This is a genomic window from Pseudomonas sp. NGC7, from assembly GCF_047159675.1.
GTDB lineage: Bacteria > Pseudomonadota > Gammaproteobacteria > Pseudomonadales > Pseudomonadaceae > Aquipseudomonas > Aquipseudomonas kermanshahensis.
In genome coordinates this window covers 146,967-159,032 of sequence record NZ_BAAFZY010000001.1, presented here as the reverse complement: position 1 = coordinate 159,032, position 12,066 = coordinate 146,967, and the positions used below count along the sequence as shown (strand labels likewise).

The window sequence follows — 12,066 nt, the reverse complement described above, 5'->3', positions numbered from 1 at the left end:
CCGGGCCCGCAAACGGTGATGGCAATTAGCTCAAAACCGGCAGCGTATCCACAGTCAATGCATCAGGCAATCGAATCTCGACGGCAACGGGAAGGTGATCGGAAATTGGCTGCGCCAACACCTCCACGCGCTCAAGGGTGAGGCTTGGGCTGAGCAGGATATGGTCCAGGCAACGCTGCGGTCGCCAACTGGGGAAGGTGGCCTCGACTTGCGGGGCAACCAGGCCCAGGTCGCGCAGGGGGGAGTGCTCCAGCAGGTCGGTGGCATGGGTGTTCATGTCACCCATCAACACCTGATGGCGGTAGCCGCCAATCAGCTCGCGAATGTAGCCAAGCTGCAGGGCGCGGGTTTTGGCGCCGAGCGCCAGGTGCATCATCACCACGATCAGCGCATCTTCACCCTCGCCGAAACGCACCAGAATGGCACCGCGACCGGCCGGGCCGGGCAGGGGGTGGTCTTCGAGGTGTTGCGGCTTGAGGCGGCTGAGCACGCCGTTGCTGTGCTGGGCGAAGCGCCCGAGGTTACGGTTGAGCTGCTGGTACCAGTAAGGGAAGGCGCCCAGTTGGGCCAGGTGTTCGACCTGGTTGATGTAGCCTGAACGCAGGCTGCCGCCATCGGCTTCCTGCAAGGCCACCAAGTCGAAGTCACTGAGCAGCTTGCCGATTTTTTGCAGGTTGCTGGCACGCCCGGTGTGCGGCAGCAGGTGCTGCCAGCTGCGGGTCAGGTAATGCCGGTAACGCTCAGTGCTGATGCCAACCTGAATATTGAAACTGAGCAGCCGCAGGCGCCCATCCTCTGGCAGGCCAGGCGCCTGCAGGTGATGTTCGTTGACCTGCGGCTGGTGCAGGCCAATGCCACGCGTGCTTCGGAAGCGGGGCATGGGTACGCCGCTTACTTAGCGGCGCGCTCCTTGGCGATCAGCTGGTCGGCAACATTCAGCACGCCCTCTGGCCCGCCTGCGGTGCCCAGGTCGAAGCGGTACTTGCCGTTGACGACCATGCTCGGTACGCCGGTGATTTCGTACTTCTTCGCCAGTTCCTTGGCCTGGTTGACCTGGCCTTTGATGGCGAAGGAGTTGAAGGTGGCGAGGAATTTGTCCTTGTCCACGCCTTGGGTGGCGAGGAAGTCGGCCATGTCCTGAGGGTCGGTCAGGCGCTTTTTCTGGTTCTGGATGGCGTCGAAGACGGCGGCATGCACCTTGTGCTCGACGCCCATGGCTTCGAGGGTCAGGAACATCTGGCCGTGAGCGTCCCACGGGCCACCGAACATGGCCGGTACGCGCTTGAAGTTGACGTCTTTCGGCAGTTTTTCAGCCCACGGGTTGATTACCGGCTCGAAGTGGTAGCAGTGAGGACAGCCGTACCAGAACAGCTCGACCACTTCGATCTTGCCAGGCACGGAAACTGGAACAGGGTTGCTCAGCTCGAGATATTCCTTGCCGGCAACAGGCTCGGCGGCCTGTACGGCGGTCATACCGAATACGCTGGCGGCGACCAGCGCAGCGCTGAGAATCAGTTTACGCATGCTTTACTCCTGAGCATTCATGGGTCGCCTCGACGCGACCTGTGTTGAGACAGGCCGGGCCAGGCCCGAGTTCTGTAGTGTAACGGCTGCGGACGTAAAAAAGGGCGGTCCGGCCGCCCTTTCATCTTTGGCTTACAACATTAACCGAATGTTAATACGCCAGCTTCTTCGCGGGTTTGCCCGCGAAGCACTCGCCATTTACCTCAGTGCAGGCCCTGGATGTAGCTGGCCAACGCTTCGATATCGTGGTTGCTCAGCTTGCCCGCGATGGTACGCATGGTCATGGCATCGCCATCGTTGGTACGCACGCCTTCACGGAACTCGGTCAGTTGCTTGGTCACGTATTGCGAGTGCTGCCCTCCCAGGTGCGGGAAGCCCGCCAGGGCGATGCCTGCGCCGTTCGGTGAGTGGCAGCCGGTACAGGCGGGCATGCCTTTTTCCAGGTCGCCGCCATTGAACAAGGCGCGACCGCGTTCGACGAGCTTGGGGTCGGCCGCCCCGACGCTACCTTTTTGGCTAGCGAAGTACGCCGCGATATCGGCCAGGTCCTGGTCACTGAAGGCAGCCAGCATGCCGGTCATCTCCAGCACGGTGCGCTTGCCGGACTTGATATCGTGCAGTTGTTTTTCGAGGTAACGCTGGCCCTGGCCTGCCAGTTTCGGGAAGTTCGGTGCCAGGCTATTGCCGTCGGGGTTGTGGCAGGCACCACAGACGGCCGTCTTGGCCTGGCCGGCGGCGGCATCGCCTTTGATAGGTTCCGCAGCAATGGCCGCACCTGCGACACCCATGGTCAACAGCAGACTCACGACTAGTTTGTTCATCAGCTAATCCAACACGGCTAAGGGTGAAATGTTATGTATCGGGACTGCCGCTCATCCAAAGGATGACCAAACGGTAGTCCTCGGCACTGCAGTCCATGCACAATCCACGCGGCGGCATAGCCTTGAAACCCTGGGTCACATGCCTCACGAGTACATCCACACCTTGCGCCAGCCTTGGCTCCCATGCTGCCCGGTCACCCCGCTGGGGGGCCTGTGGCAACTGACCGGCGTGACAGGCCGCACACGTGCGGTTGTACAACACCTCGGGATCCTGTGTAGCCTGTGCGCTGAAAAACGGCAGGAACATACCGACAGCAAGCAGCCATTTCGCCATGCGGAACGACCTTCAGGGTTGGGGGCCGCGCTGCGTTCTGATGCGCGAGCTATTGTTCGACACCCCATGCTCGCTCTCCTTCGCTGGGAGAATGAGCACACAAAAACTGGGGCATTATATACTTCCGCCATCCAAACGGAAACGACACCGCTTGCCAGGCTCGAGCCTTCAGAGTCAGGCAACACCCACATCGGATATCCCATGCAAGTCAAGAACCCCATCCTCGGCCTCTGCCAGAAAGCCACATTCGCCCTCAGCGCAGCCAAGGTCGAACAATGCCCGGACGACCAGGGTTACGAGGTGGCTTTCGCCGGCCGTTCCAACGCCGGCAAATCCAGCGCCCTCAATACCCTGACTCATGCCAGCCTGGCGCGTACCTCGAAAACCCCGGGGCGCACCCAGCTGTTGAATTTCTTCAGTCTGGACGATGAACGGCGTTTGGTCGACCTGCCGGGCTACGGTTATGCAAAAGTACCGATTCCACTCAAGCAGCACTGGCAGCGCCACCTGGAAGCCTACCTGGGCAGCCGTGAGTGCCTGCGCGGTGTGATCTTGATGATGGACGTGCGCCATCCGATGACCGACTTCGACAAGATGATGCTCGACTGGGCCAAGGCCAGCGGCATGCCGATGCACATCCTGCTGACCAAGGCCGACAAACTCACCCACGGCGCCGGCAAGAACACCTTGCTCAAGGTGCAGTCGGAGATCCGCAAGGGCTGGGGCGACGCAGTGACCATCCAGCTGTTCTCGGCACCGAAGCGCCTGGGGCTGGACGAAGCCTACCGCGTGCTGGCGGACTGGATGGAGCTGGAAGACAAGCCCGTGGCCTGAAGAAGCGCTTGTAGGAGCGGCCTTGTGTCGCGATGGGGTGCGCAGCAGCCCCGGCAATATTTGCTAAGAAGCTGGAATCCTGGGGCCGCTGCGCGGCCCTATCGCGACACAAGGCCGCTCCTACAGGGGGTGGGCAGTGCTTGAGGTCAAATTCCGGGCAAAAAAAACCCCGGACTTCGTATGGGGAGGGGGAAGTTCGGGGTCCAAGTCCGGACCGCTAGGGCGGGGTCCAGATATCTGCCAACACTTAACACAACATAGGAGCATCGAAGGGCTTCACCAGCCATTCAGTTACTTTGAGTTCCGCTTCACCGGTTTAGTTCCGAAGCCCTGAAAACTATTTGCGATAGTTTCATGAAACTCCAGCACTAATGGCATCTAGCCATGCCAGGATCCGCGTCACCACGTCGCAGATCCTACACAGCTTTGCCAGCTCAATCAGTGAGCTTCGTCCCAATTCGCGCCAATGCCTGCCTCCACCAGCAGCGGTACATCCAGTTGCGCGGCACGGCTCATGTGCAGGCGAATTTCATCTTTTACCTGCTCGACCAGCTCCTCACGCACCTCCAACACCAATTCATCGTGCACCTGGAGGATCACGCGGGCATCCAGGCCGCTCTCGGTCAGCCAGTTGTCCACATTGACCATCGCCCGCTTGATGATATCGGCAGCCGTACCCTGCATCGGTGCGTTGATCGCCGTCCGCTCAGCGCCTTTACGCAGGGCCGGGTTCTTGGCGTTGATGTCTGGCAGGTACAGGCGACGGCCGAAGAGCGTTTCGACGAAGCCTTGCTCGGCGGCCTGGGCGCGGGTGCGCTCCATGTAGGCCAGCACGCCCGGGTAGCGGGCGAAGTAGCGGTCGATGTAGTCCTGGGACTGCTTGCGGTCGACGCCAATCTGCTTGGCCAGGCCAAAGGCGCTCATGCCGTAGATCAGGCCGAAGTTGATGGCCTTGGCGCTGCGGCGCTGGTCGGTGGTTACCGCCTCAAGCGGCACGCCGAACACTTCAGCTGCAGTGGCGCGGTGCACGTCGAGGTTGTTGCGGAAGGCATGCAGCAAACCTTCGTCCTTGGCCAGGTGAGCCATGATGCGCAGCTCGATCTGCGAATAGTCCGCCGCCAGCAGCTTGTAGCCAGGGCTGGCCACGAAGGCCTGGCGGATACGCCGCCCTTCGGCGGTGCGGATCGGGATGTTCTGCAGGTTCGGGTCGCTCGACGACAGGCGCCCGGTGGCCGCCACCGCCTGTTGGTAAGAGGTGTGAATGCGCCCGGTGCGTGGGTTGATCTGCCCTGGCAGTTTGTCGGTGTAGGTGCTCTTGAGCTTGCTCAGGCTGCGGTACTGCATCAGTACCTCAGGCAGCGGGTAGCCTTGCTCGGCCAGTTCGTCGAGTACCGCCTCGGCGGTAGACGGCTGGCCCTTGGCGGTCTTGCTCAGCACCGGCATGCCCAGTTTGTCGTAGAGGATCGCACCCAACTGCTTGGGCGAGCCCAGGTTGAATGTCTCGCCAGCCAGTTCGTAGGCGCGGCGCTCCAGTTCGGCCATCTTCACGCCCAGTTCGCCGCTCTGCACGTGCAGCAGCTCGGCATCCACCAGCGCACCCTGGCGCTCGATCTTGGCCAGCACCGGCACCAGCGGCATCTCGATGTCCATCAACACCGGCTGCACGCTTGGGGTTTTGGCCAGGCGCGCCTGCAGCGCCTGGTGCAGGCGCAGGGTGATGTCGGCGTCCTCGGCGGCGTACGGGCCGGCCTTGTCCAACGGGATCTGGTTGAAGGTCAGCTGTTTCGCGCCCTTGCCGGCAATCTGCTCGAAGGTGATGGTGGTGTGGGCGAGGTACTTCTGCGCCAGGCTGTCCATGTCGTGGCGGGTGGCCGTGGAGTCCAGCACATAGGACTCGAGCATGGTGTCGTAGGCCACGCCGCGCATGTGGATAGCCGGGGCGCCATTGGCCAGGATGTTGATATCGTACTTGGCGTTTTGCCCGACCTTGGCTTTGGCTGCGTCTTCGAGCAGGGGTTTGAGCGCCAGCAGCACAGCCTCGCGGTCCAGCTGAACCGGCGCGCCTTCGTAGTCATGGGTCAGCGGCACATAGGCGGCTTCGAACGGCTCGACCGCGAACGACAGGCCGACCAGTTGCGCCTGCTGCGCGTCCAGGCCGGTGGTTTCGGTGTCGAACGCAAACAGCGGGGCCTGGCGCAGTTTGTCCAGCCAGGCGTCGAAACGGGCCTGGTCGAGAACCGTCTCGTACTTCGGTTCGGCCTTGGCCGCCGGCGCCGCTTCTTCAGGCACGGCCACGGTTGCCCCGGCCCTGGCAGCTTCACGCTGAACGTCGGCGACCCAGCTCTTGAACTCCATCTCGGTGTACAACGCCAGCAGCGCATCGCGGTCTGGCTCGCCGCAAACCAGCGCCTCGACTTCGATATCCAGCGGCACATCGATCTTGATGGTGGCCAGCTCATAGGACAGGAACGCCGCCTCACGGTGTTCCTCAAGCTTGGCCGGCAAGGTCTTGGCGCCGCGGATACTCAGGCCCGGGACCTTGTCGAGGTTGTCGTAGACATCACGCAGGCCGCCACCGATACCGGTCAGCAGGCCGGCAGCGGTCTTCTCGCCCACACCCGGCACGCCCGGGATGTTGTCGACCTTGTCGCCCATCAGGGCCAGGAAATCGATGATGTGCTCGGGGCCGACTCCGAATTTTTCGTGCACGCCGGCAACATCCATCACGCTGCCGGTCATGGTGTTGACCAAGGTGACGTGACCGTCCACCAACTGCGCCATGTCCTTGTCACCCGTCGAAATGATCACCGGCCGGCCTTGCGCCGCGCTGCTGCGCGCCAGGGTGCCGATCACATCGTCGGCCTCCACGCCTTCAACGCACAACAAGGGGTAGCCCAAGGCCTTGACGCTGGCATGCAGGGGTTCGATCTGCACCCGCAGGTCATCGGGCATGCTCGGGCGGTTGGCCTTGTACTCGGCGAACATGGCATCGCGGAAGGTACCGCCCTTGGCGTCGAACACCACTGCAAACAGGCTGTCAGGGTATTGCTTGCGCAGGCTCTTGAGCATGTTCAGCACACCCTTGACCGCGCCGGTAGGCATGCCTTTGGAGGTGGTCAGCGGCGGCAATGCGTGGAAAGCGCGGTAGAGGTAGGAGGAACCGTCCACCAGGACGAGGGGCGCTTGGCTCATGAGCAGAATCAACCTTTTCGGCGGGTCCGGAGCTAGAATAGCCGGATCAATGACGACAAAGGGACAAGGTTATCATGCGTACACTCAATCGCCTGTTACTGCTCGGTCTGTTGGCAACCATGCCAGTCGTCACCCTGGCGGCGGACGACGCCCCCTCGGCCGATCCCGAGGTGACCATTCGCACGGAAGGCGATAAAACCATCCAGGAATACCGTCAGAACGGCTTCCTGTATGCGATCAAGATCACGCCAAAAAACGGCAAGCCTTATTTCCTGGTACGCGCCGACGGCACTGATGCCAATTTCATTCGTTCCGACCAGCCGGACATGCTGATTCCGTCCTGGAAGATCTTCGAGTGGTAAGCTGACGCGTATCGTTCACATTAACCTGGCACTTCCCGGCGGAAGTGCCCGTATGGGCATTTTTCATCATGTCAGTTTTCACCCCCGTGACCCGGCCTGAGCTGGAAACCTTTCTGGCGCCGTACCAGCTGGGCCGTCTGCTCGACTTCCAGGGCATCGCCGCCGGTACCGAAAACAGCAACTTCTTCGTCAGCCTGGAACAGGGTGAGTTCGTCCTGACGCTGATCGAGCGCGGCCCGAGCGAAGACATGCCGTTCTTCATCGAGCTGCTCGACGTGCTGCATGACGCCGACATGCCCGTGCCGTACGCCCTGCGTGACCGCGATGGCAATGGCCTGCGCGAACTGTGCGGCAAGCCTGCGTTGCTGCAGCCGCGGCTGTCGGGCAAGCACATCAAGGTACCCAACAACCAGCACTGCGCCCAGGTTGGCGAGTTGCTCGCGCACATCCACCTGGCCACCCGCAACCACGTCATCGAGCGCAAGACCGACCGCGGCCTGGACTGGATGCTGGCGTCTGGCGCCGAGCTGATGCCGCGCCTGAGTGCCGAACAGGTTGCGCTGTTGCAGCCGGCGCTGGACGAAATCAATGCACACAAGGCGCAGATCCTGGCCTTGCCACGGGCCAACTTGCACGCCGACCTGTTCCGCGACAACGTGATGTTCGAAGGCACCCACCTGACCGGTGTGATCGACTTCTACAACGCCTGCTCGGGGCCGATGCTGTATGACATCGCCATCACCGTGAACGACTGGTGTATCGATGAGCACGGGGCCCTCGATGTGCCACGCGCCCAGGCGCTGCTGGCGGCCTATGCGGCGCTGCGCCCGTTCACCGCCGCCGAGGCCGAGCTGTGGCCCGAGATGTTGCGGGTCGGGTGTGTGCGTTTCTGGCTGTCGCGCCTGATTGCGGCGGAGTCGTTTGCCGGGATGGATGTGATGATCCATGACCCGAGCGAGTTCGAGGTGCGCCTGGCGCAGCGCCAGCAGGTGGCATTACACCTGCCGTTCGCCTTGTAACCGAGGCGGCCTCTTCGCGGGCAAGCCCGCTCCCACAGGTACACCACCGCTCGTGAGAACGGTGGAACACCGGTGGGAGCGGGCTTGCCCGCGAAGAGGCCAGTGCAGACCCTAGAGCTGCTCCAGGCACCCCGCCAGGTCGCTACCCAGCTTCTCCAGCAGGCGCTCATAGCCCTTGGCATCCACCGGGTCCGTGCCACCCAAGGCATCCAGCTCGGCCAACCGCACCGGCAACCCCGCCGTCAGCGTCTGCGCCAACCGCGGCCGCAGCGGCGGCTCGCTGAACACACAGGTCTTGCCCACTTCCTGCAGGCGCTTGCGCATGGCGGCCACATGCTGCGCGCCCGGCTGCACCTCGGAAGCCACACTGAATACCCCGGTGTGCTTCAGACCATAATTGGCCTCGAAGTAATCGAACGCCTCGTGGAACACGAAGTACGGCTTGTCGGCGATACCCGCCAGCCGCGCCTTGATACGCCCATCCAGGGCATCCAGACGCTCGCCAAAGGCCTTCAGGTTGGCCTGGTAACGCGGGGCATTGGCCGGGTCGACCTCAGCCAGGTCCGCCGCCATCTTAGCCGCGATCACCCGGGCATTGACCGACGACAGCCACAGGTGCGCGTCAAGGCTGCCTGGGCGGTGATCGTGGTCATGGTCGTCGTGGTCGTCTTCATCATGCGAGTGGCTGTCTTCACCAAAATGGCGCAACTGCATGCCAGTCAGCGACTGGACCGCAACGGTGGCCTTGTCCCGCCCTTTCAGCACGCGCGGCAGAAAGTTCTCCATGTCCGGCCCGATCCAGTACAGCAGGTCGGCATCCGCGACGCGCCGTACGTCGGAGGGGCGCAGGGCGTAATGGTGCGGCGAAGCGCCAGGCGGCAACAGCACATCCGGGCTGCCTACCCCGTCCTGAACGGCGGCGGCAATCTGCTGCAGCGGTTTGATACTGGTCAGCACACGCACGTCGGCCTGGGCTGAAAATGCGATGAAAGCGACAAAAAGGGCTAGGAATCGGGACACGGTGAATACTCGGCTCGACAGAAACAGGTAACATAATAACGTCTCCATCCAGAACCGTCGCTGCCCATGTCCATCACGCCGCTGGCCAACCGCCCCCACGATCACTCCCATTGCGTACACAGCGCACTGGCCGAAGCCGATGCCTTGTGCACCCGCCAGGGGTTGCGCCTGACCGCACTGCGCCGCCGTGTGCTGGAGCTGGTCTGGCAAAGCCACAAGCCGCTGGGGGCCTACGACATTCTCGCCGTGCTCAGCGAGCAGGACGGCCGCCGCGCCGCACCGCCTACCGTGTACCGCGCCTTGGATTTTCTCCTCGACAACGGCCTGGTGCACCGCATCGCCTCGCTCAACGCCTTCATCGGCTGCAGCCACCCAGAGCATGTGCACCAGGGCCAGTTCCTGATCTGCCGCACCTGCCATGTGGCCATCGAGCTGGAGCAGGACAGCATCAGCGACGCCATCATCAGCAGCGCCAAGGGCGTCGGCTTCAGCGTCGAAACCCAGACCGTGGAAGTGGTCGGCCTGTGCAGCAACTGCCGGAGCGCGGCATGAGCGACGCACTGATCCGCCTGGAGCAGGTCGGTGTGACCTTCGCCGGCGAGGCGGTGCTCGACAGCATCGACCTGTCAGTGGCACCGGGCCAGATCGTGACCCTGATCGGCCCCAACGGGGCAGGCAAGACCACCTTGGTTCGCGCCGTGCTGGGGCTGCTCAAGCCACACCGGGGCAAAGTCTGGCGCAAGCCGAAGCTGCGCATTGGCTACATGCCGCAAAAAATCCAGGTGGATGCCACGCTGCCGCTGTCGGTGCTGCGCTTTTTGCGCCTGGTACCCGGCGTAGACCGCGCAGCTGCCTTGTCGGCGCTGCAGGAAGTGGGGGCCGAGCAGGTCATCGACAACCCGATCCAGACCATTTCCGGCGGCGAGATGCAGCGCGTGCTGCTGGCCCGGGCGCTGCTGCGCGAGCCACAACTGCTGGTGCTCGATGAGCCGGTGCAAGGGGTCGACGTGGTCGGCCAGACCGAGCTGTACAACCTCATCACCCGCCTGCGCGACCGCCACGGTTGCGGCGTGCTGATGGTTTCGCACGACCTGCACCTGGTGATGAGCGCCACCGACCAGGTGGTCTGCCTCAACCGGCATGTGTGCTGCTCTGGCCACCCCGAGCAGGTCAGCAACGACCCGGCCTTCGTCGAGCTGTTCGGCCAGAACGCGCCAAGCCTGGCGATCTATCACCACCATCACGACCACAGCCACGACCTGCACGGCTCGGTGGTCGCCCCTGGCACCCATGTTCACGGAGAGCACTGCAAGCATGGCTGATTTTCTTCTTTATGCCCTGCTTGCCGGTCTGTCCCTGGCGTTGGTGGCCGGCCCTCTGGGGTCTTTTGTGGTGTGGCGGCGCATGGCCTATTTCGGCGATACCCTGTCCCACGCCGCGCTGCTCGGGGTAGCCCTGGGTTTTGCCCTGGACGTCAGCCCAGCACTGGCGGTAACCGTGGGCTGCCTGCTGCTGGCGATCTTGCTGGTGACCTTGCAGCAACGCCAACCGCTGGCCTCCGACACCCTGCTTGGCATCCTCGCCCCCAGCACGCTTTCCCTGGGGCTGGTGGTCCTGAGCTTCATGCACGATGTGCGCATCGACCTGATGGCCTACCTGTTCGGTGACCTGCTGGCCATCAGCACCACCGACCTTGCCTGGATCCTCGGCGGCAGCGTGCTGGTATTGCTGCTGCTCGCCGCGCTGTGGCGGCCGTTGCTGGCCGTGACCGTGCATGAAGAATTGGCCATGGTCGAGGGCCTGCCAGTGGCGGGCCTGCGCCTGGCCTTGATGCTGTTGATTGCCGTGGTGATCGCCGTGGCGATGAAGATCGTCGGCGTGCTGTTGATTACCTCGCTGCTGATCATCCCTGCCGCCGCCGCGCAACGCCACGCCCGCTCGCCCGAGCAGATGGCCTTGGGCGCCAGCCTGCTGGGGGTGACGGCGGTGTGTGGCGGCCTGGCCATGTCCTGGTTCAAGGACACACCGGCCGGCCCCTCCATCGTGGTCTGCGCGGCAGTGCTATTCTTGCTGAGCCTGGCCCTGCCAAAACGCTGAAAACCGGGGTGCGCAACAGCGCACCCTGCAACCTTTTCGCGGGTAAAAGGTCTGTAAGACTTGTTTTCGAGCGTGCGCACCTGGGTGTAGACTTGCTCGTTTTTTGCGCAAATAGAGAGTCGCAGGAATGAAGCCGTTCGCCTCCCGTTATCTGCTTGTTGCCGCGTTTTCCCTGTTCCTGGCTGCCTGTTCCAGTGCCCCGGTCGAACAGGCCGATGCACCTGCCCAAGCCGATGCCTGGCAGCAGTTGCAACAGAACATCGCCAGCAATGAGCTGGCTACCGCCGAAGACCAGTTGGCTGCCTTGCAGGCCCAGTCACCCGTTGACCCGCGCCTGGAGCAGTACCAGCGGCAGCTGGCCGAAGCGTATCTGCAGCGTAGCCAAATTGTCCTGCAGAAGGGCGACGTCAACGCTGCAGCCACCGCCTTGGCACGTGCCCGCGCGCTGATGCCCCAGGCCCCGGCGGTCACCGGTGGCGATGCCGTCAGCCAGGCCCGCAAGGCCGAGCTGGAAAAGGCCGAGGCTGCGCTGAAGGCGGCCGAGGCCAAGCCGCAGGCGCGAGTGATCGACCCGACTGCACCGAGCACCGTGATTGCGCTGAAGACCACGGACATTGCCGCCATGCGCCGCCAGCTCGATGAGATTGCTGCCGATGTGGTGAGTTATCAGTGCGACGTGGTGTTCCAGGTGCCGCGCACCGAGGATGCACCTTGGTTGAAGACGCTGCTGGAAAAGCGGGTGCACAAGATTGACAGCGGGTTCAAGCTAAACCAAAAGCACGAAATTCAGCGCAAGCTGCCAGCCCAGGTGGTACTGGTCCCGCATCAGCGCTGAACAGCTTCGCGGGGCAAGCCCGCTCCCA

The 12,066-nt window shown here is 63.0% G+C and carries 13 protein-coding genes; 7 read left to right on the top strand and 6 right to left on the bottom strand.

Annotated elements, in window-relative coordinates; translation table 11 throughout:
• Positions 1-25 precede the first annotated feature (25 nt).
• The 4 genes from ACMCNM_RS00795 to ACMCNM_RS00780 all read right to left on the bottom strand — a co-directional run bounded on the left by ACMCNM_RS00795 (position 26) and on the right by ACMCNM_RS00780 (position 2,679).
• Complete coding sequence (locus ACMCNM_RS00795) at positions 26-880, bottom strand: endonuclease/exonuclease/phosphatase family protein (RefSeq protein ID WP_027591971.1); 855 nt, start codon at positions 878-880, stop codon at positions 26-28.
• Between the two features lie 11 nt (positions 881-891).
• Positions 892-1,524, bottom strand: a complete 633-nt coding sequence (gene dsbA / locus ACMCNM_RS00790) for a thiol:disulfide interchange protein DsbA (protein WP_085272105.1) — start codon at positions 1,522-1,524, stop codon at positions 892-894.
• A gap of 203 nt (positions 1,525-1,727) precedes the next feature.
• The gene (locus tag ACMCNM_RS00785) at positions 1,728-2,345 is read right to left on the bottom strand and encodes a c-type cytochrome (protein ID WP_099452557.1); all 618 of its coding nucleotides are present in this window, start codon (positions 2,343-2,345) and stop codon (positions 1,728-1,730) included.
• Between the two features lie 31 nt (positions 2,346-2,376).
• Positions 2,377-2,679 (bottom strand): c-type cytochrome, encoded by a 303-nt coding sequence (locus ACMCNM_RS00780; protein ID WP_186655332.1) that lies wholly within the window; start codon positions 2,677-2,679, stop codon positions 2,377-2,379.
• A 201-nt stretch (positions 2,680-2,880) separates the two neighbouring features.
• Between ACMCNM_RS00780 and yihA the strand changes: the two genes are divergently transcribed.
• Positions 2,881-3,513 carry a ribosome biogenesis GTP-binding protein YihA/YsxC gene (gene yihA, locus ACMCNM_RS00775; RefSeq protein WP_099428013.1) on the top strand — a complete coding sequence of 211 codons (633 nt, stop codon included), beginning with the start codon at positions 2,881-2,883 and terminating at the stop codon, positions 3,511-3,513.
• Between the two features lie 438 nt (positions 3,514-3,951).
• Here yihA and polA read toward each other — a convergent pair whose 3' ends face one another.
• Entirely contained in the window at positions 3,952-6,705 is a 2,754-nt protein-coding gene (gene polA / locus ACMCNM_RS00770) for a DNA polymerase I (protein WP_412763791.1), read from the bottom strand.
• Positions 6,706-6,779: 74 nt separating this feature from the next.
• Here polA and ACMCNM_RS00765 point away from each other — a divergent pair, with 74 nt between their 5' ends.
• Together ACMCNM_RS00765 and ACMCNM_RS00760 are read left to right on the top strand one after the other, a co-directional pair.
• Positions 6,780-7,067 carry a DUF2782 domain-containing protein gene (locus tag ACMCNM_RS00765; RefSeq protein WP_010951520.1) on the top strand — a complete coding sequence of 96 codons (288 nt, stop codon included), beginning with the start codon at positions 6,780-6,782 and terminating at the stop codon, positions 7,065-7,067.
• A 68-nt stretch (positions 7,068-7,135) separates the two neighbouring features.
• Positions 7,136-8,086, top strand: a complete 951-nt coding sequence (locus tag ACMCNM_RS00760) for a homoserine kinase (RefSeq protein ID WP_099452553.1) — start codon at positions 7,136-7,138, stop codon at positions 8,084-8,086.
• 111 nt (positions 8,087-8,197) lie between these two features.
• Here the strand turns inward: ACMCNM_RS00760 and ACMCNM_RS00755 are convergent, their stop codons facing one another.
• Positions 8,198-9,154 (bottom strand): zinc ABC transporter substrate-binding protein, encoded by a 957-nt coding sequence (locus ACMCNM_RS00755; RefSeq protein ID WP_412763790.1) that lies wholly within the window; start codon positions 9,152-9,154, stop codon positions 8,198-8,200.
• Positions 9,155-9,172: 18 nt separating this feature from the next.
• On the opposite strand from ACMCNM_RS00755, the gene zur reads away from it, so the two are divergent.
• The 4 genes from zur to ACMCNM_RS00735 all read left to right on the top strand — a co-directional run bounded on the left by zur (position 9,173) and on the right by ACMCNM_RS00735 (position 12,038).
• Positions 9,173-9,658 (top strand): zinc uptake transcriptional repressor Zur, encoded by a 486-nt coding sequence (gene zur, locus ACMCNM_RS00750; RefSeq protein WP_186679163.1) that lies wholly within the window; start codon positions 9,173-9,175, stop codon positions 9,656-9,658.
• Entirely contained in the window at positions 9,655-10,428 is a 774-nt protein-coding gene (gene znuC / locus ACMCNM_RS00745; RefSeq protein ID WP_027591980.1) for a zinc ABC transporter ATP-binding protein ZnuC, read from the top strand. The genes zur and znuC overlap by 4 nt, the downstream gene beginning before the upstream one ends.
• Positions 10,421-11,203 carry a zinc ABC transporter permease subunit ZnuB gene (znuB, locus tag ACMCNM_RS00740; protein ID WP_085272110.1) on the top strand — a complete coding sequence of 261 codons (783 nt, stop codon included), beginning with the start codon at positions 10,421-10,423 and terminating at the stop codon, positions 11,201-11,203. Before znuC ends, znuB begins: the two co-directional genes overlap by 8 nt.
• Before the next feature lie 127 nt (positions 11,204-11,330).
• Positions 11,331-12,038, top strand: a complete 708-nt coding sequence (locus ACMCNM_RS00735) for a PA5502 family lipoprotein (protein WP_085272111.1) — start codon at positions 11,331-11,333, stop codon at positions 12,036-12,038.
• Positions 12,039-12,066 lie beyond the last annotated feature (28 nt).